This is a genomic window from Streptomyces fradiae (assembly GCF_041270065.1).
Classification (GTDB): domain Bacteria; phylum Actinomycetota; class Actinomycetes; order Streptomycetales; family Streptomycetaceae; genus Streptomyces.
Window position 1 is genome coordinate 1,891,849 of sequence record NZ_CP065958.1, and the last position, 23,435, is coordinate 1,915,283.

The 23,435-nt window shown below is 72.3% G+C and carries 19 protein-coding genes and 1 tRNA gene; 8 read left to right on the forward strand and 12 right to left on the reverse strand.

The window, feature by feature from the left end; all coding sequences use genetic code 11:
* Positions 1-4 precede the first annotated feature (4 nt).
* Genes JAO84_RS08480 through JAO84_RS08490 form a run of 3 tightly spaced genes read left to right on the forward strand, consistent with a single transcriptional unit; the run spans position 5 to position 3,500 of the window.
* Positions 5-1,765 (forward strand): branched-chain amino acid ABC transporter permease, encoded by a 1,761-nt coding sequence (locus JAO84_RS08480; RefSeq protein WP_370416690.1) that lies wholly within the window; start codon positions 5-7, stop codon positions 1,763-1,765.
* A 5-nt stretch (positions 1,766-1,770) separates the two neighbouring features.
* Complete coding sequence (locus JAO84_RS08485) at positions 1,771-2,787, forward strand: ABC transporter ATP-binding protein (protein WP_370411843.1); 1,017 nt, start codon at positions 1,771-1,773, stop codon at positions 2,785-2,787.
* The gene (locus JAO84_RS08490; protein ID WP_265866197.1) at positions 2,784-3,500 is read left to right on the forward strand and encodes an ABC transporter ATP-binding protein; all 717 of its coding nucleotides are present in this window, start codon (positions 2,784-2,786) and stop codon (positions 3,498-3,500) included. The genes JAO84_RS08485 and JAO84_RS08490 overlap by 4 nt, the downstream gene beginning before the upstream one ends.
* Positions 3,501-3,574: 74 nt before the next feature.
* Here JAO84_RS08490 and JAO84_RS08495 read toward each other — a convergent pair whose 3' ends face one another.
* On the reverse strand, positions 3,575-4,243 hold the full coding sequence (locus JAO84_RS08495; RefSeq protein WP_265866199.1) for an ANTAR domain-containing response regulator: 669 nt from the start codon (positions 4,241-4,243) through the stop codon (positions 3,575-3,577).
* 124 nt (positions 4,244-4,367) lie between these two features.
* Between JAO84_RS08495 and JAO84_RS08500 the strand changes: the two genes are divergently transcribed.
* Positions 4,368-4,440, forward strand: a tRNA-Leu gene (locus JAO84_RS08500).
* 48 nt (positions 4,441-4,488) lie between these two features.
* Here the strand turns inward: JAO84_RS08500 and pyk are convergent.
* Complete coding sequence (pyk, locus tag JAO84_RS08505) at positions 4,489-5,919, reverse strand: pyruvate kinase (protein WP_370411846.1); 1,431 nt, start codon at positions 5,917-5,919, stop codon at positions 4,489-4,491.
* Between the two features lie 136 nt (positions 5,920-6,055).
* Entirely contained in the window at positions 6,056-6,739 is a 684-nt protein-coding gene (locus tag JAO84_RS08510) for an SIMPL domain-containing protein (protein ID WP_370411848.1), read from the reverse strand.
* A 116-nt stretch (positions 6,740-6,855) separates the two neighbouring features.
* Between JAO84_RS08510 and JAO84_RS08515 the strand changes: the two genes are divergently transcribed.
* Entirely contained in the window at positions 6,856-8,655 is a 1,800-nt protein-coding gene (locus JAO84_RS08515) for a bifunctional UDP-sugar hydrolase/5'-nucleotidase (protein ID WP_370411850.1), read from the forward strand.
* A gap of 14 nt (positions 8,656-8,669) precedes the next feature.
* Here the strand turns inward: JAO84_RS08515 and JAO84_RS08520 are convergent, their stop codons facing one another.
* The 4 genes from JAO84_RS08520 to JAO84_RS08535 all read right to left on the reverse strand — a co-directional run bounded on the left by JAO84_RS08520 (position 8,670) and on the right by JAO84_RS08535 (position 13,611).
* A complete protein-coding gene (locus tag JAO84_RS08520; RefSeq protein WP_370411852.1) occupies positions 8,670-10,082 on the reverse strand; it encodes a lysine N(6)-hydroxylase/L-ornithine N(5)-oxygenase family protein in 1,413 nt (470 codons plus the stop codon).
* The gene (locus JAO84_RS08525) at positions 10,079-11,455 is read right to left on the reverse strand and encodes an aspartate aminotransferase family protein (protein WP_370411854.1); all 1,377 of its coding nucleotides are present in this window, start codon (positions 11,453-11,455) and stop codon (positions 10,079-10,081) included. Before JAO84_RS08525 ends, JAO84_RS08520 begins: the two co-directional genes overlap by 4 nt.
* A 118-nt stretch (positions 11,456-11,573) precedes the next feature.
* Positions 11,574-13,175, reverse strand: coding sequence for a multicopper oxidase family protein (locus tag JAO84_RS08530; protein ID WP_370411856.1), 1,602 nt, complete (start codon positions 13,173-13,175; stop codon positions 11,574-11,576).
* 37 nt (positions 13,176-13,212) lie between these two features.
* Positions 13,213-13,611, reverse strand: a complete 399-nt coding sequence (locus JAO84_RS08535) for a hypothetical protein (protein WP_370411858.1) — start codon at positions 13,609-13,611, stop codon at positions 13,213-13,215.
* Positions 13,612-13,718: 107 nt separating this feature from the next.
* Between JAO84_RS08535 and JAO84_RS08540 the strand changes: the two genes are divergently transcribed.
* Positions 13,719-14,609 carry a LysR substrate-binding domain-containing protein gene (locus tag JAO84_RS08540; protein WP_370411860.1) on the forward strand — a complete coding sequence of 297 codons (891 nt, stop codon included), beginning with the start codon at positions 13,719-13,721 and terminating at the stop codon, positions 14,607-14,609.
* A gap of 190 nt (positions 14,610-14,799) precedes the next feature.
* Here the strand turns inward: JAO84_RS08540 and pepN are convergent, their stop codons facing one another.
* The 4 genes from pepN to JAO84_RS08560 all read right to left on the reverse strand — a co-directional run bounded on the left by pepN (position 14,800) and on the right by JAO84_RS08560 (position 19,647).
* Positions 14,800-17,283: an aminopeptidase N gene (pepN, locus tag JAO84_RS08545; protein ID WP_370411862.1), complete on the reverse strand. Its 2,484-nt coding sequence runs from the start codon at positions 17,281-17,283 to the stop codon at positions 14,800-14,802.
* Between the two features lie 110 nt (positions 17,284-17,393).
* Positions 17,394-18,392 (reverse strand): asparaginase, encoded by a 999-nt coding sequence (locus JAO84_RS08550; RefSeq protein ID WP_370411864.1) that lies wholly within the window; start codon positions 18,390-18,392, stop codon positions 17,394-17,396.
* A 50-nt stretch (positions 18,393-18,442) separates the two neighbouring features.
* Positions 18,443-18,748 carry a chorismate mutase gene (locus tag JAO84_RS08555; RefSeq protein WP_265866214.1) on the reverse strand — a complete coding sequence of 102 codons (306 nt, stop codon included), beginning with the start codon at positions 18,746-18,748 and terminating at the stop codon, positions 18,443-18,445.
* A gap of 11 nt (positions 18,749-18,759) precedes the next feature.
* The gene (locus tag JAO84_RS08560) at positions 18,760-19,647 is read right to left on the reverse strand and encodes a helix-turn-helix domain-containing protein (RefSeq protein WP_370411866.1); all 888 of its coding nucleotides are present in this window, start codon (positions 19,645-19,647) and stop codon (positions 18,760-18,762) included.
* A gap of 155 nt (positions 19,648-19,802) precedes the next feature.
* On the opposite strand from JAO84_RS08560, the gene JAO84_RS08565 reads away from it, so the two are divergent.
* The gene (locus tag JAO84_RS08565; RefSeq protein WP_370411868.1) at positions 19,803-21,557 is read left to right on the forward strand and encodes a beta-galactosidase family protein; all 1,755 of its coding nucleotides are present in this window, start codon (positions 19,803-19,805) and stop codon (positions 21,555-21,557) included.
* A 59-nt stretch (positions 21,558-21,616) separates the two neighbouring features.
* Here JAO84_RS08565 and JAO84_RS08570 read toward each other — a convergent pair whose 3' ends face one another.
* On the reverse strand, positions 21,617-22,405 hold the full coding sequence (locus tag JAO84_RS08570) for a trypsin-like serine protease (protein WP_370411870.1): 789 nt from the start codon (positions 22,403-22,405) through the stop codon (positions 21,617-21,619).
* Between the two features lie 187 nt (positions 22,406-22,592).
* On the opposite strand from JAO84_RS08570, the gene JAO84_RS08575 reads away from it, so the two are divergent.
* A complete protein-coding gene (locus tag JAO84_RS08575) occupies positions 22,593-23,426 on the forward strand; it encodes a hypothetical protein (RefSeq protein ID WP_370411872.1) in 834 nt (277 codons plus the stop codon).
* Positions 23,427-23,435: the final 9 nt, after the last annotated feature.

The window sequence follows — 23,435 nt, forward strand, 5'->3', positions numbered from 1 at the left end:
CACCATGACCGACACCACCATCGACCAGCCCGTCGCCAAGGCCCCGGCCACGCCCGCGGCCCTGCTCTGGACGATCGTCGCCGGCTCCGTCGCGACCGTCGCCAGCGCCTTCCTCGCCTGGACCTGGACCACCGCGTTCCCGGGCAACCTCACGATCTACGGCAACCCCGCCCCGCTCCAGCTGCTCACGCTGGTCGGAGCCGTCCTCACCGGCCTGTACGCGCTCTCCGCGCTCGGCATCAAGGGCCTCGGCTGGCTCACCCCGACCGGCGCCCGCAAGCCGCTGTGGATCGTGGCCCTCGGCACCTTCGCCACCACCCTCTTCACCGCGATATCGATCATCGTGGAGCTGGGCGCCCTGGTGGACCTGGAGCCCGGTGCCGGCTTCGCCGTCATCGCCGCCGCCGTCCCGGCGATCGCCGCGTACAAGCTGCCCGACGACACCCGCAAGGCCGCCCCGGCCAAGCAGCTGCCGTCCTGGGCCGAGGTCCTGATCATCGTCGCCGTCTTCGCCCTGGGCCTCTTCGTGGTCACCTTCGGCATCGACACCGACGACTCGGAGCCGCAGCTCTTCATCGCGTACCTGATCCTGGTCGCCTTCTCGGTCACCGCGCTGGTCAAGTCCGGGATCACCGCCCGCCTTTCGCAGATCACCGCGCGCAACCGGCAGGTGACGATCACCGCCAGCCTGGTCATGGCGATCGCCTTCCCGTTCATCCAGCAGAGCGGCGACACGTACACGCTGATCGCGGTCAACATCCTGATCTTCGCGACCGTCGCCCTCGGCCTGAACATCGTCGTCGGCCTCGCCGGTCTGCTCGACCTCGGTTACGTGGCCTTCCTCGGCGTCGGCGCGTACACCGCGGCCCTGGTCTCCGGAGCCACCTCCTCCGCCTTCGGCGTCCAGTTCCCCTTCTGGGCCGCGGCGCTCACCGGCATGGCGGCCTCACTGGTCTTCGGCGTCGTCATCGGCGCCCCGACCCTGCGGCTGCGCGGCGACTACCTGGCCATCGTGACCCTCGGCTTCGGTGAGATCTTCCGCATCGCCATGGGCAACCTCGACGGCACCTCGGGCCCGCAGATCACCAACGGCCCGAACGGCATCCCGAACATCCCGCAGCTGGAGTTCTTCGGCTACAACTTCGGCGAGCCGCACACGGTCCTGGGCATCACGCTCGGCGCGTACGCCAACTACTACCTGCTCATGATCCTCATCATGGCGCTGGTCGTGGTCGTCTTCTCCCGCGCCGGCAACAGCCGGATCGGCCGCGCCTGGGTCGCGATCCGCGAGGACGAGACCGCCGCCACCGCGATGGGCATCAACGGCTTCCGCGTGAAGCTCGTCGCCTTCGCCCTCGGCGCGGCCCTGGCCGGCCTCGCGGGCACGGTGCAGGCGCACGTCAACACCACGGTGGTCCCGGAGAACTACGTGTTCGCCGGCCCCGTCCCGCCGAACTCCGCCTTCCTCCTGGCGGCGGTCATCCTGGGCGGCATGGGCACCATCTCCGGCCCGATCGTCGGCTCCGCGCTGCTGTTCCTGATCCCGGCCAAGCTGTCCTTCCTCCAGGACTACCAGCTGCTCGGCTTCGGCATCGCGCTGATCCTGCTGATGCGCTTCCGCCCCGAGGGCCTCATCGCCAACAAGCGGGCGCAGCTGGAATTCCACGAGAACGACGACGAGGCCGGCGTACCGGAACAGCGTCAGTCCGCGGAAGCGGACGCGGACGCGACCTCCGGCGCCGGTGCGGCGAAGGCAGGGGCGTGAACGCCATGACGACCACCACCGAGACCGGCACCACGGCGACCGCCACCGGCGCCACCGTCCTCGACGCCAGCGGCGTGACCATGCGCTTCGGCGGTCTGACGGCCGTCCGCGACGTGAACCTGACCGTCCGCGAGGGCGAGATCGTCGGCCTGATCGGCCCCAACGGCGCCGGCAAGACCACCTTCTTCAACTGCCTGACCGGTCTGTACGTGCCCACCGAGGGCCAGGTCAGCTACAAGGGGACGGTGCTCCCGCCGAAGCCGCACCTGGTCACCCAGGCCGGCATCGCCCGTACCTTCCAGAACATCCGCCTCTTCTCCAACATGACGGTCCTGGAGAACGTCCTCGTCGGACGCCACACCCGGACCAAGGAGGGCCTGTGGTCCGCGCTGCTGCGCGGTCCCGGCTTCAAGCGGGCGGAGGCCGCCTCCCGCGATCGGGCCATGGAACTCCTGGAGTTCGTGGGCCTGGCGAACAAGGCGGAGCACCTGGCGCGCAACCTGCCGTACGGCGAGCAGCGCAAGCTGGAGATCGCCCGCGCGCTCGCCAGCGACCCGGGTCTGCTGCTGCTCGACGAGCCGACGGCCGGCATGAACCAGGCCGAGACCCGCACCACCGAGGAGCTGGTCTTCGCGATCCGCGACCGCGGCATCGCGGTCCTGGTCATCGAGCACGACATGAAGTTCATCTTCAAGCTGTGCGACCGGGTGGCCGTCCTCGTCCAGGGCGAGAAGCTCGTCGAGGGCACGGCCGAGGTCGTCCAGGGCGACGAGCGGGTCGTGGCCGCGTACCTCGGTACGCCGTACGAGGACGCCCCGGGCGCGGCGGAGCTCGCCGAGGTCGAGGCGGCCGAGGCCCACGCGGCCGACGAGGCGGCGAGCGAGGCCGAAGCCGAGGCCGAGGCCGCTGAAGACGCGGACGAGGACACGGGCGACGACGCGGCCGAGGACGCGGGCGACACCCCCGAGGACGCGGCTCCGGCCGCCGACGCGGACAGCACCACCGAAGGAGACTCCAAGTGACCGCTCTGCTCGAGGTCGAGGACCTCAGGGTCGCCTACGGCAAGATCGAGGCCGTCAAGGGCATCTCCTTCTCCGTCGAGGAGGGCCAGGTCGTCGCCCTGATCGGCACCAACGGCGCCGGCAAGACCACGACCCTGCGCACCCTCTCGGGCCTCCTCAAGCCCACCGCGGGAAAGATCACCTTCGACGGGCAGCCGCTCAACGGCGTCCCCGCCCACAAGGTGGTCTCGCTGGGCCTGGCCCACTCCCCCGAGGGCCGGCACATCTTCCCCCGGCTCAGCATCGCCGAGAACCTCCAGCTCGGTGCCTTCCTCCGCAAGGACAAGGACGGCATCGAGAAGGACATCCAGAAGGCCTACGACCTCTTCCCGATCCTGGGCGAGCGTCGCAAGCAGGCCGCGGGCACCCTCTCCGGCGGTGAGCAGCAGATGCTGGCGATGGGCAGGGCGCTGATGTCCCAGCCCAAGCTGCTGATGCTGGACGAGCCCTCGATGGGTCTCTCCCCGATCATGATGCAGAAGATCATGGAGACCATCGCGACGCTGAAGTCCGAGGGCATGACGATCCTGCTCATCGAGCAGAACGCGCAGGCCGCGCTCTCGCTCGCGGACCAGGCGTACGTGCTCGAGGTCGGCACCATCAAGCTGTCCGGCACCGGCCAGGAGCTGCTCGTGAACGACGACGTGCGCAAGACGTACCTCGGCGAGGAGTAGCACCGCCCCAGACAGAAGGCCCGCCCCACGACGATGTGGGGCGGGCCTTCTTTCGTACGGCGTTACGGCACCGCCTACTGCTCCTTGGCCTTCGCGGCCTTCTTCTCCTCGGCGTCCTCGATGACCGCCTCGGCGACCTGCTGCATCGACATGCGGCGGTCCATGGAGGTCTTCTGGATCCAGCGGAACGCGGCGGGCTCGGTCAGCCCGTACTGGGTCTGCAGGATCGACTTGGCGCGGTCGACCAGCTTGCGGGTCTCCAGGCGCTGGGAGAGGTCGGCGACCTCCTTCTCCAGGGCGCGCAGCTCGGCGAAGCGGGAGACGGCCATCTCGATGGCCGGGACCACGTCGCTCTTGCTGAACGGCTTCACCAGGTACGCCATGGCGCCGGCGTCCCGGGCCCGCTCGACGAGCTCGCGCTGCGAGAAGGCGGTGAGCATGAGGACCGGGGCGATGGACTCGCCGGCGATCTTCTCGGCCGCCGAGATGCCGTCGAGGACCGGCATCTTCACATCGAGGATGACCAGGTCGGGGCGGTGCTCGCGGGCCAGTTCGACGGCGCGGGCGCCGTCGCCGGCCTCGCCGACGACGGTGTAGCCCTCCTCCTCCAGCATCTCTTTGAGGTCGAGACGGATGAGGGCCTCGTCCTCGGCGATGACGACGCGGGTCGTCAGCGGCGGGACGTGCGACGCCGGCGCGGCGTCGTCGTCGGCGGCGGGCTGGGGCGACTCGGGGGCGGTCACGCGGGCTCCTCGTTCAAGGCCTCGTTCCCTGTGGAAGCGAGGCGGATACAGCTCCCCATGAGCCTACCCACCTCCTGTAAGGTAGGGGCACGGCGGGTGACCGCCTCCCTTCGTTTCGAAGGATGCCCCGGTAGCCCAGCGGTAGAGGCAATGGTCTCAAACACCATCCAGCGTGGGTTCGAATCCCACCCGGGGTACATTAACGAGATTTCCAAGGTCACCCGTTCGCCGATCAGGTCGGCCGGTCAGTTCGCGACCGGGTCTCCGATGTGGTGCACCCGGACCAGGTTGGTCGAGCCGGGGACGCCGGGCGGCGAGCCGGCCGTGATGACCACGATGTCGCCCTTCTGACAGCGCCCGATCCGCAGCAGCTCCTCGTCGACCTGGGCCACCATCGCGTCGGTCGACTCGACGTGCGGGCCGAGGAAGGTCTCGACGCCCCAGGTCAGGTTGAGCTGGGCGCGGGTCGCCGGGTCGGGGGTGAAGGCGAGCAGCGGGATCGGCGAGCGGTAGCGCGACAGGCGCTTGACGGTGTCGCCGGACTGGGTGAAGGCGACCAGGAACCGCGCCCCGAGGAAGTCGCCGATCTCGGCGGCGGCCCGGGCCACCGCGCCGCCCTGGGTGCGCGGCTTGCTGCGCTCGGTCAGCGGCGGCAGCCCCTTGGCGAGGATGTCCTCCTCGGCGGCCTCGACGATCCGGCTCATGGTGCGCACGGTCTCGATCGGGTACTTGCCGACGCTGGTCTCGCCGGAGAGCATCACGGCGTCGGTGCCGTCGATGACGGCGTTGGCGACGTCGGAGGCCTCGGCGCGGGTGGGGCGGGAGTTCTCGATCATCGAGTCGAGCATCTGGGTGGCCACGATGACCGGCTTGGCGTTGCGCTTGGCGAGCTTGATCGCCCGCTTCTGCACGATCGGCACCTGCTCCAGGGGCATTTCGACGCCCAGGTCGCCGCGGGCGACCATGATGCCGTCGAAGGCGGCGACGATGCCGTCGATGTTCTCGACGGCCTGCGGCTTCTCGATCTTGGCGATGACGGGGACCCGGCGGCCCTCCTCGTCCATGATCCGGTGCACGTCCTCGACGTCCCGGCCGCTGCGGACGAAGGAGAGGGCGATGACGTCGGCCCCGGTGCGCAGGGCCCAGCGCAGGTCCTCGACGTCCTTCTCGGACAGGGCGGGCACGGAGACGGCGACGCCCGGCAGGTTGAGGCCCTTGTTGTCGGAGACCATGCCGCCCTCGACGACCCGGGTGCGCACCCGGGGGCCGTCGACGGAGGTGACCTCCAGGGTGACCCGGCCGTCGTCGACGAGGATGCGTTCACCGGCGGTGACGTCCTCGGCGAGCCCTGCGTAGGTGGTGCCGCAGCCGTGCTGGTCGCCCTCCATGGGCTCGACGGTGATGGTGAACTCGTCGCCGCGTTCAAGGAGTACGGGACCCTCGCGGAATCGGCCGAGGCGGATCTTCGGGCCTTGAAGGTCGGCGAGGACGCCGACGCTACGGCCGGCCTCGCCCGCGGCCTTGCGGACGTGCCGGTAGCGCTCCTCGTGCTCGGCGTGGCCGCCGTGGCTGAGGTTGAGGCGGGCCACGTCCATTCCGGCCTCGATCAACGCCTTGATCTGGTCGTATGTTTCGGTGGCGGGCCCAAGGGTACAAACGATTTTTGCTCGGCGCATAAGGCGAGGGTAGGCCTTACCAGCGGGTAGCGAAGCGGCTCCGCATGACGACCCAACAACCTTTCCGTGAAAGGTTGTTGACAAGTCTTGAATTTGTGCGCGGGGCTGCTCCGATGAGCGGAATTCCGGCCGTTTTTCAGAGGGCCGGCGGGCTCATCACAAAGCGCGCGGCGACCTCCGCCACCACCGTCTGTCGCTGCGGCTCCAGGTCCAGCGGCGCCGGTTCATCCACCGACTCGGCCGCGAAGGCCATCCGCGGCGCGCCCAGCGGCCGCCCCGGCGGCACGGCGCCGGCCAGGCCGGTGTCGGAGAGTTCGAGCAGCGCCACGAGCGAGCCGCCGAGCGCCTCCGCGTACTCCCGACCGCGGCGCACCGCCTCCCGTACGGCCTGGGTGCGCGCCTCCGCGTACGCCGGGGAGTCCGGGCGCAGCGCCCACCAGGGGCCGTCGACCCGGGTCCACTCCAGGTCGGCGAGGCGGGTGGTCAGCTCGCCGAGCGCGGTGAAGTCGGAGAGCTCGGCCGAGAGCCGCACCCAGCCGCGGTAGCCGCGCACCTTCTCGCCGCGGCCGTGCCGGGACGGTTCGGGGGTGACGGCCAAGGCGCCGGTCTCCAGGGCGGTGACGGCCTCGCCGTACGACTTCAGCAGGGCGAGCGCCTGGGCGTTGCGGTCCGTCAGGGCGGCGAGCACCGAGGCCCGGTCGGTGCCCCCGGAACGTACCGACACCTCGATCCGGGCGAGCTCCGGCTCCACCTCCAGGCGGCCCTCGCCACGGACGGTCACCTGCGGCGCCTCGGGAGTCGGGTGGTGGTGCTGTGTCATACCGAACACTTTCCCACTCCGTAACCCGAAAGGTCTGTTGCGACGGTGCCGTCTGAGCCAGAATCTACGCGCGTTGTGCGCCCTTGGGGGGCGCTGGATCAATGGGGAGAACACACATGCCGCTGAACCGCCGGGCCTTCTTGGAGAGCTCCGCCGCCGTCGGAGCCGGAATCGCCCTCACCGCCGGGGCCGCCGCCCCGGCCGAGGCCCACGGGGGCGGCCGCCCCCGGCCGGCCAAGCGGTACTCCTTCACCGTGATGGGCACCACCGACCTGCACGGGAACGTCTTCAACTGGGACTACTTCACCGACAAGGAGTTCGACGACAAGGCGCACAACGACGTCGGCCTCGCCAAGATCTCCACCCTGGTGAACCAGGTGCGCAAGGCCAAGGGCCGCCGCAACACCCTGCTCATCGACGCGGGTGACACCATCCAGGGCACCCAGCTGTCCTACTACTACGCCAAGGTCGACCCGATCACGAAGGCCGGCGGCCCGGTCCACCCGATGGCCCAGGCCATGAACACGATCGGCTACGACGCCGCCGCGCTCGGCAACCACGAGTTCAACTACGGCATCCCGGTCCTCCGCAAGTTCCAGGACCAGTGCGACTTCCCGCTGCTCGGCGCCAACGCGCTCGACGCGAAGACGCTGCGCCCGGCCTTCGCGCCGTACAGCATGCACTGTCTGCGCACCCCGCACGGCCGGGACGTGAAGGTGGCCGTGCTCGGCCTCACCAACCCCGGCATCGCGATCTGGGACAAGGCCAACGTCACCGGCAAGATGGTCTTCCCGGGTCTGGAGGAGCAGGCCGCGAAGTGGGTGCCGAAGCTGCGCTCCATGGGCGCCGACGTGGTGATCGTCTCCGCCCACTCCGGCTCCAGCGGCACGTCCTCGTGGGGCGACCAGCTCCCGTACATCGAGAACGCGGCCTCGCTGGTCGCCGAGCAGGTGCCCGGCATCGACGCGATCCTGGTCGGCCACGCGCACACCGAGATCCCCGAGTACCGGGTCGCCAACAAGGAGACCGGCAAGCAGGTCGTCCTCTCCGAGCCGCTCAAGTGGGGCCAGCGCCTCACCCTCTTCGACTTCGACCTGGTGTGGGAGAAGGGCCGCTGGACCGTCGAGAAGGTGGGCGCGCAGGTCCTCAACTCCAACACCGTCGAGGAGGACCCGGCGATCACCGGGATGCTCGCCGACGAGCACAAGAAGGTCGTGGCCTACGTCAACCAGGCCATCGGCACCTCCACCGCCGTCATGACCACGGAGAACGCGCCGTGGCAGGACGAGCCGATCATCGACCTGATCAACATCGTCCAGGCGGACACCGTGAAGGCGGCCCTCGCGGGCGGCGCCTACGCCGCCCTGCCGGTCCTCTCCCAGGCCTCCTGCTTCTCCCGGACCGCGCGGTTCCCGGCCGGCCAGATCACCATCAAGGACGCCGCCGGGCTCTACCCCTTCGAGAACACCCTGGAGGCCCGGCTCATGACGGGCGCCCAGCTCAAGGACTACCTGGAGTACTCGGCGAAGTACTACGTCCAGACCCCGGCGGGCGCGCCCGTCGACACCGCGAAGCTCACCAACGCGGAGAACATCCCGGACTACAACTACGACGCCGTGTCGGGTCTGACGTACGACATCGACATCGCCAAGCCGGTCGGCCAGCGGATCACCGGCCTGTCCTTCGAGGGCAAGCCGCTCGACCCGGCGGCGAAGTTCGTCCTCGCGGTGAACAACTACCGCGCCAACGGCGGCGGCGCCTTCCCGCACGTCGCCAAGGCCGAGCAGCTGTGGGCCAACTCGGACGAGATCCGCAACACGATCATCCAGTGGGTGCAGGCGAAGGGGACGATCGACCCGGCGCAGTTCGCGTCGGTGGACTGGAAGCTGACGCGGGACGGCGTCCCGGTCTTCTAGTCACCTCCTGGCTGCTACTGCTGTACGAGAGGCGTCAGCTTCCGGTCCTGGGCCGGAATGCCCGGCGCCTCTCGCGCGTCCAGGCCGAAGCTGGTGAACGCGGTGCGGTGCGGCAGCGGGTACGGCTCCTTGCCGGTCACCGAGTTGAGGATGACCGCGCTGCGCCAGGCGGCCAGGCCCAGGTCGGGGGCGCCGACGCCGTGGGTGTGCCGCTCGGCGTTCTGGACGTAGACCGAGCCGGTGACGGACTCGTCGAGGACCAGCCGGTACTCGGTGTCGATCCGGGGCCGGCCGGCGGCGTCGTGCCGCAGATACGGGTCGAGGCCGGCGAGCATCCGCTCCACCGGGCGCTCCTGATAGCCGGTGGCCAGCACCACGGCGTCGGTGATCAGGCGGGAGCGGCTGCCCTGCTGTACGTGTTCCAGGTGCAGCTCCACCTTGGTGGTGGCGACCCGGCCCGCGGTGCGGACCCGCACGCCGGGCGTGAGCACCGCGTCCGGCCAGCCGCCGTGCAGGGTGCGGCGGTACAGCTCGCCGTGGATCGCGCTGATCGTGTCGGTGTCGATGCCCTTGTGCAACTGCCACTGGCGGGGCAGGAGTTCGCCTCTGGTCTGCTCGGGCAGCGCGTGGAAGTAGCGGGTGTAGTCGGGCGTGAAGTGCTCCAGGCCCAGCTTGGAGTACTCCATCGGCGCGAAGGCCTCGGTGCGGGCCAGCCAGTGCAGCTTCTCCGCCCCGGCGGGCCGGGCCCGCAGCAGGTCGAGGAAGATCTCCGCGCCGGACTGACCGGAGCCGATGACGGTGACGTGTGCCGCCGAGAGGAGCGCGTCACGGTGGGCGAGGTAGTCCGCGGAGTGGATCACCGGCACGCCGGGCGCGTCGGCGAGCGGGCGCAGCGGCTCGGGGACGTACGGCTCGGTGCCGACGCCGAGGACGACGTTGCGGGTGTACGAGCGGCCCAGCGCCTCGGCCTCGCCGTCGGCGTCGAGCTGGGTGAAGTCGACCTCGAACAGGCACCGTTCGGGGTTCCAGCGGACCGAGTCGACCTGGTGGCCGAAGTGCAGTCCGGGCACCAGGCCGGCGGCCCAGCGGCAGTAGGCGTCGTACTCGGCGCGCTGGATGTGGAAGGTCTCGGCGAAGTAGAAGGGGAAGAGCCGGTCGCGGCTCTTCAGGTAGTTGAGGAAGGTCCACGGGCTGGCCGGGTCGGCGAGGGTCACCAGGTCGGCCAGGAACGGCACTTGGAGCGTGGCGCCCTCGATGAGCAGTCCGGGGTGCCAGTGGAAGCCGGGCCGTTGCTCGTAGAAGGCGGTGGCGAGCCCGCCGGGCACGCCGTCGGCGAGGGCGGCGAGAGAGAGGTTGAACGGTCCGATGCCGACGCCGACCAGGTCGTACGGGCGGTCGAGGGCCTGCTGGGGGGTGCTGCCGGTCATCGGTCGGAGCCGCCTTCCACGAGGGTGAGGATGTTTCGCAGGTCGCCGGGGGTGGCGTGGGGGTTGAGCAGGGTGGCCTTGAGCCAGAGCCGCCCGTCGGCGGCGGCACGCCCGAGGACGGCGCGGCCCTCGGTGAGGAGGGTGCGGCGGATCTCGGCCACGGCCTCGTCGGGCGCGTCGTACGGCCGGAACAGGACGGTGGTGAGGGTGGGCCGGGCGTACAGCTCCAGGCCCGGGGCCTTCTCCACCAGGTCGGCGAGGTGCGCGGCGAGCTCCATGCACGCGTCGACGAGCCCGCCGAGGCCGTCGCGGCCGAGGGCGCGCAGGGTCACGGCGGTCTTCAGGACGTCCGGGCGGCGGGTGGTGCGCAGCGAGCGCCCGAGGAGGTCGGGCAGGCCGGCGTCGGTGTCGTCGTCGGCGTTCAGATAGTCCGCGGTGTGCGTGAGTACGGCGAGGTCGGCGGCGTCCCGTACGGCGAGCAGCCCGGCGGCGGCGGGCTGCCAGCCCAGCTTGTGCAGGTCGACGGTGACCGTGCGGGCCCGGTCGAGCCCGGCGAGCAGCGGGCGGTGGGCGGCGCTGAAGAGTGCGGGGCCGCCGTAGGCGGCGTCGACGTGGAGGTCGGCGCTTCCGTGCGCCGCGCACAGGTCGGCGAGCTCGGGGAGCGGGTCGATCAGTCCGGCGTCGGTGGTGCCGGCGGTGGCGGCGACGAGGAGCGGGCCGGGGGTGGCGCGGAGGGCCTCGTCCAGTGCGACGGGGTCGATCGTGCCGTTCGGCGCGGGTACGACGACGGGCTCGGGCAGCCCGAGCAGCCAGGCGGCGCGGTGGAAGGAGTGGTGCGCGTTGGCCCCGACGAGTGTCCGGACGGCGCCGTGCCGCTCCCTGGCCAGGAGGAGGGCGAGCTGGTTGGACTCGGTGCCGCCGGTCGTGACGAGCGCGTCGGGGTGGGCCTCGCCCGGGAACACCTCGGCCGCGAGCGCGGCCGTCACGAGGGCCTCCAGCTCGGACGCGGCGGGCGCCTGGTCCCACGAGTCCATGGACGGATTCAGCGCGGAGGCGGCGAGATCGGCGGCCGCGGCGATCGCGAGCGGCGGCGTGTGCAGATGCGCCGCGCACAACGGCTCGGCGGGATCCGCCGCCCCGGCGGCCACCGCCCGCACGACGGTCCGCAGCGCCTCCTCGGCCCCGGCACCCTGTTCCGGCAGCACCACCCCTACCGCCTCCCGCAGCTCCCGCCCCGCCTTCTCGGGCCCGCCCCGCGGCAGCGGCCCGCCCCGCTCGACAGTGCCGTCCCGCAGCGCCCGCAGCACGACATCGATCAGTGGACGCAGAGCATCGGCCCCCTGGGGGCCACCGGCGAGGGGTGCGGCACGCATGGACGACAGAGTGCCGGGGGTTGTCGGGGATTGTCCGGAGAGTCGGGCGCTGTGACCCGAACGAGGGACGGGGGGTTGCGGGGTGGGGAGGGTGCAGGGGGCGGGGGCGGGGGCGGGGCTAGACGACCTCCAGGTTGGCCATCATGCCCATGTCCTCGTGTTCCGCGTTGTGGCAGTGGAAGAGGTAGCGGCCGCGGTAGGCGTCGAAGCGGGTGAGGAGTTCGGCGGATTCGCCGGGGCGGAGGGAGATCGTGTCCTTGAGGCCCGCGTCGTGCGGGAGCGGGGGGTGGCCGCCGCGGGAGAGGATGCGGAAGCCGGTGAGGTGGAGGTGGACGGGGTGGTGGACGTCCGCGACGAGGCGCCAGAGTTCGGTGTCGCCGTGGCGGACGGTGACGTCGGTGCGGGAGGGGGCGAAGGGGAGGCCGCCGATCAGCCAGCCGTGGGTGTCGTCCTCGCCCATGCGGCCCGCGCGGAAGGAGAAGTCGCGGACGCGGACCGCGTCCTCGCGGCGCCACGCGGGCAGGTCGGTGGAGAGGACCCGCGGGACCCGGCTGTCGTCGGACGCCTTACGGACGACGTGGAAGGCCATGACGTCCCGGGTGCGCCCGGAGCCGAGCCGGTTGACCAGGCGGACGCGGCTGCCGACCGGGAAGCGGGAGAAGTCCACGACGACGTCGTAGCGTTCCGCCGGGGCCATCGGCAGGGTGTGGTGCGTGACAGGCGCGGCGAGCAGACCCTGGTCGGAGCCGATCTGGTGGAACTCCCAGAGTCGGCCATCGCCCTCGTCGACGAACGCCAGCTCGTAGTGCCGCGCGTTCGAAGCGTTGAGCAGCCGCAGCCGGTACCGCGCCGCGTCGACCTCGTGCACCGGCCACGGCGCGCCGTTGACCAGGATGACGTCGCCGAGCACGCCCGCGACGTACGGCTCCCGCACGCCCGGCCGCTCGCGCAGCGTCGGGTCGAGGGAGGGGTAGGCCAGGCTGCCGTCCTCCGCGAAAGCGCGGTCCGCGATCATCAGGGGCAGTTCGCGCGGCCCCGCGGGCAGGCCGAGGGCCTCCTCGGCGGCGTCGCGGACGATGTGGAGGCCGGCCAGGCCCCGCCAGATCGCGGGGGCGGTGAAGTCCATGCGGTGGTCGTGGTACCAGAGCAGCGCCGGGCGCTGGTCCAGCGGGAAGGTGTAGTCCCGGGTCAGTTCGCTCGTCACCGCGCGCGGATCATGCATGCTCATGCCGTGCCCGGACATGCCGTGCCCGGACATGCCGTGCCCGGACATACCGTGGCCCGCGTGCTGCGTCCAGCCCGCCGGCGTCACCAGGTCCGTCGGATAGCCGTCCGACGCCGCCGGCGTGCGCCCGCCGTGCAGGTGCACGACGGTCGGCACGGGCAGTTCGTTGCGGTGGGTCACGGTGACCGGGCGGCCGCGCCGCGACTCGATCGTCGGGCCCGGGAAGGTCCCGCCGTACGTCCACAGCGGCGTCCGTACGCCCGGCAGGATCTCCGCAGTGACCTCGCGCTGGGTGATCGCGTAGCGGTCCGTCCCGCCCGCGCGGCTGACCGGCGCGAGGACGGCGGGCAGCGGCAGCGGGACCCGGAACGGCGGCGGCAGCGGTACGGCGCTGCGCAGTTCGGCGCCGGTCGCCGCCGGGTGGCGGGACAGCGCGGCCGCGGCGCCCAGGCCGGTGACCGCCGTCGCGCCGAGCGCGCCCCCGATGGCAAGCACCTGACGCCTGCTCAGCCCGCGCCCGTACGGTGATGATTCACGCACCGGTAGCCGCCTCCTCCAGGGGCCGGCCCACCGGGCGCGCCCAGATCGCCACGAACAGCACGGCCGCGGCCGCGATCGTGAACACCCCGAGCGGAATGTGCAGCCACAGCGCGCCCGCCGCCCCCGCGAAGTACTGCACGGTCTCCGCGACCGCAAGCGCCAGGGTCGCCAGGCAGGGCCAGGCTCGGCGCAGCCGGACCCAGACCACGATCGCGACGATCAGCTGGAGCAGACAGAGCGAGGTGACGACGTCCGCGCCGGTCGCGTGCATCCCCAGGCCGTCGAAGTCCCCGCTCAAGTACACGCCGGCGAAGACCGGTTGTGCGAAGACCGCCACGATGTGGACCGTGACGACGGCCCGCAACACCCATTCGACGGGTCGCGTGCGCATGCCGCGTCCCCCTCCCCCGCTCCGGTTTCTGAACGCCTTCAACGCTATGTGCGGGACGGTTAGGGTGTCCAAGATCGATATTGCTATGGCGTCATGCCCGGGGAGACATGATGGATCTGCACGCGCTCCGGCAGTTCCAGGTCGTGGCCCGGCTCGAGCACCTCAGCCGGGCCGCCGAGGAACTCCACGTGGCCCAGCCCTCGTTGAGCCGCACCATCGCCCGGCTTGAGGGCGAGCTCGGCGCCCCGCTCTTCGACCGGGCGGGGCGGCTGCGCCTGAACGACGCGGGCCGGGCCTTCCTGCGGCATGTCGAGCGCACGCTCGGCGAGCTGGAGGCCGGGCGGCGGGCCGTCGCGGACATCGCGGAGCACGGCGTCGGCACCGTACGGATCGCGTCGGAGACCTTCCTGACGCTCACCGGTCCGCTCGCCGCCTTCAAGCGGGCCCACCCGGCGGTCGAGGTCGCCCTGCACCAGATGCCGGCCGAGCAGATGGGGCGCGCGCTGCGGGCGCAGGAGGTCGATCTGTGCGTGGCCTCGCAGCCGGTGCCGGCCGAGGGCCTTGAGGCGGTCGGGCTGCTCGACGAGCCGGTCTGGGTGGTCACCCCGCTCGGGCATCCGCTCGCGGACCGGGAGTCGGTGAGCGTCGCCGAACTCGCCGAGCAGCCCTTCGTCACCACCCGCACCGGGCACTGGCAGCGCCGGCTGCTCGACCGGCTGTTCGCGGCGGAGGGCCTGGCGGCGCCGCGCATCGTGTGCGAGGGCGACGAGCCGAGCGCCACCGCGATCCTGGTCGCCGCGGGCCTCGGCATCGGCCTCATCCCGGACATGGCCCGCCGCAGCGCCACCCGCGCCCCGGTCGCCTGGATCGCCGTCGACGGCTCCGCCTGCCGCCGCACCCTGACCCTGCTGCGCCCCGCGAACGCCCACCCCGGCGGCGCCGCGCGCCTGATGCACGCGGCGCTGACGGGGTGGGACTGGTCGGCGGGCCCGGTCTAGGACCGGGCCCGGAGGGCTAGGGCGTGTGTCGAAAGTAGCGTCGTCCGCCCGCAGGGCGGGCCGGGAGGTGTCCGGTGCGTGCGATCGCAAGGCGGAGGGAGGAGAGCGCAGCGTGCTGCGCCGACGACTGACAACGCAGCGAGCGCGCGTGCAGGGCGCCTCCCGGCAGACGGGACTTTCGGCACACGCCCTAGCCGCGCGCCCGCAGGGCCCGGCGGAGGTCGTCGAGCTGGTCGACCAGCTGGCGGCGCAGGGCCGGGATCATCGTGTCGTCGGCGAGGTGGCGCTCGCCGAGGGCGAGGGAGTCGGCGTCGATCGCGAAGGCCGGGAAGGCGCGGCGGCCGGCGGCCTCCGCGAGGGCGGGGCCGCGGCGTTCGGCCATGGCGATCGCGGCGGGGTAGAAGCGGGCCACGTAGTCCCGGGTCAGTTCGGCCTGCTCGGGCTTCCAGAAGCCGTCGGCGGTCGCCGTGAACAGGTAGTTGGACAGCTCGTCGGAGTCGAACATGGCCGACCAGGCGGCCGCCTTCGCCTCCGCCGTCGGCAGCGCCGCCCGGCAGCGGGCCGCGCCCTCCTGGCCGGTGGCGCTGGGGTCGCGCTCCAGCTCGGCGGCGATCGCGGCCTCGTCGGTCGCGCCGAGGACGGCGAGCCGGGCCAGGATCCGCCAGCGCAGCTCCGGGTCGAGCTCGGGGCCGCCGTGGACGGTGCCCTCCTCCAGCCAGGAGGCGATCTTGTCCGGGGTGGTGGCGCTGTCGATGCAGGCGCGGACGGCGGTGAGGCGCAGTCCGGGCGCCTCGCCGTCCTCGGTGCGGCGCAGCAGCGCGCGGGTGATCTCGGTGAGCGTGGCGAGGGCGGCCGGTCGGTCGGCCTCGGAGACGTAACGGTCGGCGATCTGCATACGGGCGAAGCCGAGCACGCCCTGCACGACGGCGAGTTCGGTCTCCTCGGGGAGGTGGGCGAGGGCCACCGCCAGGTACTCGGCGCCGCTGAGCTCGCCGTCGCGGACCATGTCCCGCAGCGCGTTCCAGACCACCGCTCGGGTCAGCGGGTCGGGGATGCGGGAGAGGCCGCGCAGCACGCTCTCCGCCGACGCCTCGTCGAAGCGCATCTTGGTGTAGGTGAGGTCGCCGTCGTTGAGGACGACGAGCGCCGGGCGCGGGCCGTCGAGGGCGAGCGGGGCCTCCTGCGGCACGTCGGCCCAGACCCGCTCGCGCAGGACGAGGTCGCCGGCGGCGTCGCGGTCGTGGATGCCGACGGAAAGGCGGTGCGGGCGGCCGCCGGCGCGGTCGACGGTGAGCCGCCACGTGCTGCCCTCGCCCGCCAGGCGCGGGGTGAGGGTGTCGACGCCGGTGGTGCGCAGCCACTGCTCGGCCCAGCCGTGCACGTCGCGGTCGGTGGCGGCGGCGAGGTTGTCGACGAAGTCGGCGAGGGTGGCGTTGCCGAAGCGGTGCCGCTTGAAGTGGATGTTGATACCGGCGAGGAAGTCGTCCTCGCCCATCCACGCGACGAGCTGGCGCAGCGCGGAGGCGCCCTTGGCGTAGGAGATGCCGTCGAAGTTGAGCAGCGCGGAGGCGGTGTCGGGGACGGCGTCCGCGGCCGGGGCGACGGGGTGGGTGGAGGGCCGCTGGTCGGCCTCGTAACCCCAGGCCTTGCGGGTGACGCCGAAGTCGATCCAGGTGTCGGCGAAGAGCTCGGAGCAGGCCTCGTTGACGGTCTGGAAGCCCATGTACTCGGCGAAGGACTCGTTCAGCCAGATGTCGTCCCACCAGCGCAGGGTGACGAGGTCGCCGAACCACATGTGGGCCATCTCGTGGGCGATGACCATGGCGCGGTGCATCCGCTCGGTGTCGGTGACGGCGGAGCGGAAGACGAACTCGTCGCGGAAGGTGACGAGTCCGGGGTTCTCCATGGCGCCCGCGTTGAACTCGGGCACGAAGGCCTGGTCGTACGAGTCGAAGGGGTACGGCTCGGCGAACTTCTCGTGGTAGCGGTCGAAGCAGGCCTTGGTGATGTCGAGGATCTCGTCGGCGTCGGCGTCCAGGTGGGGCGCGAGCGAGCGGCGGCAGTGGATGCCGAACGGCAGGCCGGCGTGCTCGGTGCGCACCGAGTGCCAGGGGCCGGCGGCGACGCAGACCAGGTAGGTGGAGATCAGCGGGGTGGTGGCGGCCGTCCAGCGGCCGTCGGTCTGCTGCTCGGTGATGCCGTTGGACAGCACGGTCCAGCCCTCGGGGGCGGTGACGGAGACGTCGAAGACGGACTTGAGGTCCGGCTGGTCGAAGGCGGCGAAGACGCGCTGGACGTCCTCCATGAACAGCTGGGTGTAGACGTACGCCTCGCCGTCGGTGGGGTCGGTGAAGCGGTGCATGCCCTCGCCGGTGTGCGAGTAGCGCATGGTGGCGGTGATGCTCAGGGTGTGCTCGCCCTCGGTGAGGGTGAGCGGGAGCCGGTTGCCGTCGAGGGCCTTGACGTCGAGCGGGGTGCCGTCGAGGGCGGCGGTGTGCAGGGCGTCCGGCTTGAGCTCGACGAAGGTGTCCCCGGCGGCGCGGGCGGTGAACCTGATGTGGGTGGTGGACCCGAAGGTCTCGTCGCCGGTGGTGAGGTCGAGGTCCACGGCGTAGTGGTGGACGTCGAGGAGCTGGGCACGGGTCTGCGCTTCGTCGCGCGTCAGTACGGACATGGGGGCCATGCTGCCCGATGCCCTCCCGCCCCGGGGAGGGGCGTTCACCGAGAGCTCAGGAGTTCGTACGGGGAGTCCCGGGCGGGACCGGGAACACCTCGGGCGGGCGCTCAGGCCAGGCCCGCGCCGTCCAGGTGCGCGAAGGCGGCGGAGATCCGGGGCCGGTCGTAGCCGGCCGGGCCCTTGGCGCCGCTGGAGAGCAGGGTGTGCAGGAGCAGCCGGGCCTTGACCGGGGTGAGCGGTCCGGCCGGGATGAGGCCGTGGTGCAGCAGCTCGTACTCGGAGCCGGGGCCGCGGTAGGTGCGGGAGAGGGTGGCGCCGGCGCCGGTACGGGAGGCGAGGACGACCGGGATGCGCTCGGCGAGCGCGGCGAGGGGTTCGACGAGCGCGCCGGGGACGTGTCCGGCGCCGAAGGCGGCGACGACGAGTCCGTCGTACCGGTCCGCGAGTCCGTCCAGGAGTTCGCCGCGGTCGCCGAGGGTGAGGGTGAGCAGGGCCACCCGTACGGCGGGGTCGAGGCGCAGCGGGCAGGCCCGGGCGGGCACGGCGGGGCGGAGCAGGATCCGCGGCTCGCCCTCGACGACCTGGCCGAGGGGGCCGGCGCCGGGCGAGGCGAAGGTGGCGATCGAGGTGGTGTGGGCCTTGTGCGCGAAGCGGGCGGCGTGGATCTCGTCGGCGAGGACCACGAGCACGCCGAGCCCGCGGCAGCCGGGGTCGGCGGCGACGGCGAGGGCGGCGGCCAGGTTGGCGGGGCCGTCGGCGCCGGGCAGGTCGGGGCGGCGCATGGCGCCGGTGACGGCGATCGGCTGTTCGGTGGTGGTGCAGAGCAGGTCGAGCAGGAAGGCGGTCTCCTCCAGGGTGTCGGTGCCCTGGACGACGACCGCGCCGGAGCCGGCGGCGACGGCCGCGGCGATCTCGTCGGCGAGGGCGGCGAGGTCCTCGAAGGAGAGGGAGGAGCTGGGGACCCGGCGGAAGTCGCGCAGCTCGACGTCGACGCCCTCCGGTGTGACGCCGAGCCCGGCGAGCACCTCGGTGCCGGTCATCCGGGCCGCGTCACCGCCCCGTGCGGAGATGGTGCCGCCCAGGGTGAATACGGTGACGCGTGCCATTCCGGGTTCCCCGTTCCTTCCTCAGCGTGTTCGTCCGCGATCGGCGTTCGTCAGCGTGCCTCGTCCGCGATCGTCTCGTGGTGGCGGATGACCTCCGCGATGATGAAGTTGAGGAGCTTCTCCGCGAACGCCGGGTCCAGTCTGGCGCTCTCGGCGAGTTCCCGCAGCCGGGCGATCTGCCGGGCCTCGCGGGCCGGGTCGGCGGGCGGCAGGTTGTGCTCGGCCTTGAGGACGCCCACCTGCTGGGTGCACTTGAAGCGCTCGGCGAGCATGTGGACCACCGCCGCGTCGATGTTGTCGATGCTCTCGCGCAGCCGGGTCAGCTCGGTCCGTACGGACTCGTCGATCTCGCTCATGACCTGGGACCCTATCCGGATCCGGTGAGGATGGTGGGCGGGTGTTCGGGATCCGGAACGGTACGGCTCCAGCCGCCCGGCACCGTGCGTCCCTGCTGCTCGCGGAAGCGGACGGGGGCGGTGCCGACGCGGCGGGTGAAGAGGCGGGAGAAGTAGGCGGGGTCGTCGTAGCCGACCCGGCGGGCGACGGCGGCGACCGGCAGGTCGGTGGCGGCGAGGAGCTCCTTGGCGCGGCCGAGGCGGACGGTGAGCAGATAGTCCTTGGGGCTGCAGCCGGCGGCGCGGCGGACGGCGGTACGCAGCTCGGCGGGGGTCATGCCGTGCCGGGCGGCGTGTTCGGCGACGGAGAGCCGGGTGAAGGCGTCGCGGGCGAGGGCGGCGAGGACGGGGGCGCCGTCGGCGTTGGTGTCGGCGCGGGCGCGGCGCAGCGCGACCAGGAGTTCGTGGACGGCGGCGGCGGTCTCGACTTCGAGGAGCGGGTTGCCGGGGCGGGCGGCGCGGGCGATGCGGCCGATGGCGGCGCGGGCGGGGGCGGCGTCGGCGAGCGGGACGACGGGCCGCTCGGGTTCGATGTAGCCGAGTTCGGTGTAGGTGGCGGTGGCGGGTCCGGTGAAGTCGACGAAGGACTCGTCCCAGCCGGTGCCGGGGTCGGCGGAGTAGTGGTGCGGTACGCCGGGGGTGAGCCAGATCAGGGCGGGCGCGGTGACGGTGGTGCGGCGGCCGTCGGGGCCGCGGTACCAGCCGCTGCCGGAGCCGACGACGACGGCGACGTGGTGGTCGAGGGTGCGCGGGCCGACGGTGGGCAGAGCGCCGTGCTGGAGCCCGACGCCGAGGCAGACCAGGCCGAGCCGGTGGTGGACGGGGCTGGGCGTGAAGTAGCGCATCCAGGTGTGGTACATCGCGCGACCGCCTCCGTGACGCCGGTTCGAACGTCCAAACTGCGACGATCTTTGTCCATGGACCGGTCCGCCGCCAGAGGGCGAGGGTGAGCCACATGAACGCAAGGCACATGGACGCGAGGCGCAGGAACGCAGGGCGCACGGACGCGAGGCACATGAACGAGTTCCGCCGGTTCGTCGTGGGGGACGAGGACTTCCTGCTCGACGGGCGGCCCGTGCGGCTGCTCTCGGGCGCGCTGCACTACTTCCGGGTGCACGAGGAGCAGTGGGACCACCGGCTCGGGATGCTGCGCGCGATGGGCCTCAACTGCGTCGAGACGTATGTGCCGTGGAATCTGTACGAGCCGGAGCCCGGCCGGTACGGGGACGTGGCGGCGCTGGGCCGCTTCCTGGACGCGGTGGGGCGGGCCGGGCTTTGGGCGATCGTGCGCCCCGGCCCGTACATCTGCGCCGAGTGGGAGAACGGCGGGCTGCCGCACTGGCTGACCGGCCCGCTGGGGCGGCGGGTGCGCACGGCCGACCCGGAGTACCTGGCGCCGGTGGAGCGCTGGTTCCGGCGGCTGCTCCCCCAGGTGGTGGAGCGGCAGATCGGACGGGGCGGTCCGGTCCTCATGGTGCAGGTGGAGAACGAGTACGGCAGTTACGGCACGGACGCCGGGTATCTGCGGTGGGTGGCCGACCTGCTCCTCGACTGCGGGGTGGAGGTGCCGCTGTTCACCTCGGACGGCCCGGAGGACCACATGCTGACCGGCGGTTCGGTGCCGGGGGTGCTCGCGACGGCGAACTTCGGCTCGGGGGCGCGGGAGGCGTTCGCGACGCTGCGCCGGCATCAGGCGCAGGGCCCGCTGATGTGCATGGAGTTCTGGTGCGGCTGGTTCGACCACTGGGGCACGGATCATGTGGGCCGGGACGCGGTGGACGCGGCGGCGGTGCTGCGGGAGATCCTGGAGTGCGGGGCCTCGGTCAACGTCTACATGGCGCACGGCGGTACGAGCTTCGCCGGCTGGGCCGGGGCGAACCGCTCGGGGGCGCTGCACGGCGGCGCGCTGCGGCCGACGGTCACCTCGTACGACTACGACGCGCCGGTCGACGAGGCGGGGCTGCCGACGGAGAAGTTCTGGCGCTTCAGGGAGGTGCTCGCGGAGTACGCGGACGGTCCGCTGCCGGAGGTGCCGGAGCCGCCGGTACGGATCGGGGCGCCGGCGGCGGGCGCGGTGGGCGCGTGGGCGCCCCTGGCGGAGGTCCTGGAGGTGCTCGGCGACGAGGAGACGGAGCGCCCGGTGCCGCCGGCCTTCGAGGAGCTGGGGGTGGACCGGGGCCTGGTGCGCTACCGGGTGCATGTGCCCGGGCCGCGGCAGCCGTACCCGCTGGGCGTGACGGGGCTGCGGGACCGGGCGACGGTGTACGTGGACGGGGTGCCGGCCGGGGTCCTGGACAGCGAGGACGCGGAGCTGCCGGAGCCGGTGGCGGGGCCCGCCGTGGTCGATCTGTGGGTGGAGTCCCTGGGCCGGGTCAACTACGGGCCGCGGCTCGCCGAGCCGAAGGGGATCACGGGCGGGGTGCGGCACGAGCGGCAGTTCCTGCACGGGGTGCGGGCGCGGGGGCTGCGGCTCGCCTCCTTCGAGGCGGCGGCGGTGGCGAAGGTCCCGTTCGGGGAGGTGCCGGAGGGGTCGGGGCCCGGCCTCTACACGGCCGAGGTGACCGTCCCGTCCCCCGGTGACGCGTACCTCCGCCTCCCCGGCTGGACCCGCGGCTTCGTCTGGGTGAACGGCTTCTGCCTGGGCCGCTTCTGGAACGCGGGCCCGCAGGACGCCCTGTTCGTGCCGGGCCCGGTGCTCCGCGAGGGCGCGAACGAGGTGTGGGTCCTGGAGCTGGAGGGCGGCTCGGGGGACGCGATCGAGCTCGCCTGAACGGGGGGGTGCCCGGAGCCGGTCGGCCCCGGGCACCCGTACACATACAAGAAGTGTTGCTACAGAGTCGCGGCCGCCGACTTGATGGCGGAGGCGAAGGTGGACACCTCGGTGTAGACGCCGGGGTAGCCGGGTCGGGCGCAGCCCTCGCCCCAGCTCACGATGCCGACCTGGACCCAGGCGTTGTTGTTGTCCTTGCGGAACATCGGGCCGCCGGAGTCGCCCTGGCAGGTGTCGACGCCGCCCTCGTTGTAGCCGGCGCAGATCTCCTCACCGGGGACGAGGGAGCTGCCGTACGCGGACTGGCAGTCGGCGTCGGAGACGAAGGGGACGGTCGCCTTGCGCAGGTAGCGCTGCTGCGCGCCGCCCTCGCGGGTGGCGCCCCAGCCGGCCACGGTGAAGGTGCCGCTGTTGTAGGCGGTGGTGTCGGCGATCTTCAGGTTCGCGATGCCGTTGATGGGCGAGGCGAGCTTGATGAGGGCCCAGTCCTTGCCCTGGCCGTTGTAGCCGGGGGCCTGGAGGACCTTGGTCGAGCGGACCTTGATGGCGTCCCTGGACTGGAGGTCCACGACTCCGGCGGTGGCGGTGATGCTGGTGTTGTTGCCGGAGCCGGAGACGCAGTGCGCGGCGGTGAGGACGATCTGAGGGCTGATCAGGGAGCCGCCGCAGCCCATGGAGAGCCTGACCATCCAGGGGAACTCGCCCTGGGCGGCGCGGGTGCCGCCGACGACCGGGGCGGGCGCGGCGGAGGCGGTGCTGGTGGGCTGGAGGCTGACGGCGGCGAGGGCGACGGCGCCGGTGGCGGCGAGCTTCTGCAAAGCGCGCACCAGTCTGTTCTTCTTCTGCATGCGACTGCCTTCTCTCGTGGGGGGTTGATCTTGATGGCATGAGCCCGTCAAGACCTGGTCCGGATTATGGACAGCGGCCAACAGGCGTCACAAGAAGGCCTTTTCGGCCAGCCGGGCGAGCGGGCCGGGCAACACGTGGGGCGGCGCGGCGCGCCGCCCGTACCCTGGACGCAGGGGGTGATCCTGGATGCCGCACAGCGACGAATCCTCCCCCGTCGTGCACGGGTTCCCGCACCTCGACACGGTTCGCTCCGCCATCACGGCGCTCTACCGGCGGCTCTCCCCCGACGGCGTGCGGCGTTACGAGCTGAGCATCCCGGCCTCCGACGTGCTGCTCGACCCCACCGACGGGCTCCATCTGGGCGCCCAGCGGGTGGCCCGCGCCCTGGTGCGGCATCTGGGGCTGCCCGAGGCGCGGATGGTGGTGAGCTTCCGGGCGATGGAGCACGCGGCGAGCGTGGAGCTGGGCGCGGGCCCGGAATACTTCGTCGAGCTCAACGAGCGCTTCGCGCGCCCCGCGCACCAGCGGGACATCGGCGCCGCGCTCGCCCACGAGATCACCCATGTGCTGCTGCACCGGCTCGGTCTGGAGCGGCCCACGGTCGCCGAGAACGAGATCCTGACGGACGTCGTGGCCACCTACCTCGGCGCGGGCTGGCTGCTCCTCGACGCGTTCCGGCAGGACGGGATGTCCAGCCAGAAGCTCGGCTATCTGACGCCGGAGGAGTTCGGCTATGTGCTCGCCAAGCGGGCCGAGGTCTTCGGCGAGGACCCCTCGCCGTGGTTCACCAGCGCGGTGGCGTACGAGGCGTGGATACGGGGCCGGGCGGAGGCCGCGCGGGACTGGCGCCGCCCGCCGCTGGCGGGTGCGGGCTGGGCGGCGCGGCGGCGGGCCCGGGCCCATGGCGGGGACGGCGTGTTCCCGTGCCCGGTGTGCGGGCAGCGGCTGCGGGTGGCGGGGACGCGGCGGGTGAAGGCACGGTGCGGGGTGTGCGGGACGGTCCTCGACTGCGCGCCGTAGCCGTGGCTG

Coding starts and splice junctions, on each gene's coding strand:
- JAO84_RS08480 (WP_370416690.1), top strand. CDS start 5: ATGACCGACACCACCATCGACCAGCCCGTCGCCAAGGCCCCGGCCACG.
- JAO84_RS08485 (WP_370411843.1), top strand. CDS start 1,771: ATGACGACCACCACCGAGACCGGCACCACGGCGACCGCCACCGGCGCC.
- pyk (WP_370411846.1), bottom strand. CDS start 5,919: ATGCGCCGAGCAAAAATCGTTTGTACCCTTGGGCCCGCCACCGAAACA.
- JAO84_RS08510 (WP_370411848.1), bottom strand. CDS start 6,739: ATGACACAGCACCACCACCCGACTCCCGAGGCGCCGCAGGTGACCGTC.
- JAO84_RS08515 (WP_370411850.1), top strand. CDS start 6,856: ATGCCGCTGAACCGCCGGGCCTTCTTGGAGAGCTCCGCCGCCGTCGGA.
- JAO84_RS08520 (WP_370411852.1), bottom strand. CDS start 10,082: ATGACCGGCAGCACCCCCCAGCAGGCCCTCGACCGCCCGTACGACCTG.
- JAO84_RS08525 (WP_370411854.1), bottom strand. CDS start 11,455: ATGCGTGCCGCACCCCTCGCCGGTGGCCCCCAGGGGGCCGATGCTCTG.
- JAO84_RS08535 (WP_370411858.1), bottom strand. CDS start 13,611: ATGCGCACGCGACCCGTCGAATGGGTGTTGCGGGCCGTCGTCACGGTC.
- JAO84_RS08540 (WP_370411860.1), top strand. CDS start 13,719: ATGATGGATCTGCACGCGCTCCGGCAGTTCCAGGTCGTGGCCCGGCTC.
- pepN (WP_370411862.1), bottom strand. CDS start 17,283: ATGTCCGTACTGACGCGCGACGAAGCGCAGACCCGTGCCCAGCTCCTC.
- JAO84_RS08550 (WP_370411864.1), bottom strand. CDS start 18,392: ATGGCACGCGTCACCGTATTCACCCTGGGCGGCACCATCTCCGCACGG.
- JAO84_RS08555 (WP_265866214.1), bottom strand. CDS start 18,748: ATGAGCGAGATCGACGAGTCCGTACGGACCGAGCTGACCCGGCTGCGC.
- JAO84_RS08560 (WP_370411866.1), bottom strand. CDS start 19,647: ATGTACCACACCTGGATGCGCTACTTCACGCCCAGCCCCGTCCACCAC.
- JAO84_RS08565 (WP_370411868.1), top strand. CDS start 19,803: ATGAACGAGTTCCGCCGGTTCGTCGTGGGGGACGAGGACTTCCTGCTC.
- JAO84_RS08570 (WP_370411870.1), bottom strand. CDS start 22,405: ATGCAGAAGAAGAACAGACTGGTGCGCGCTTTGCAGAAGCTCGCCGCC.
- JAO84_RS08575 (WP_370411872.1), top strand. CDS start 22,593: ATGCCGCACAGCGACGAATCCTCCCCCGTCGTGCACGGGTTCCCGCAC.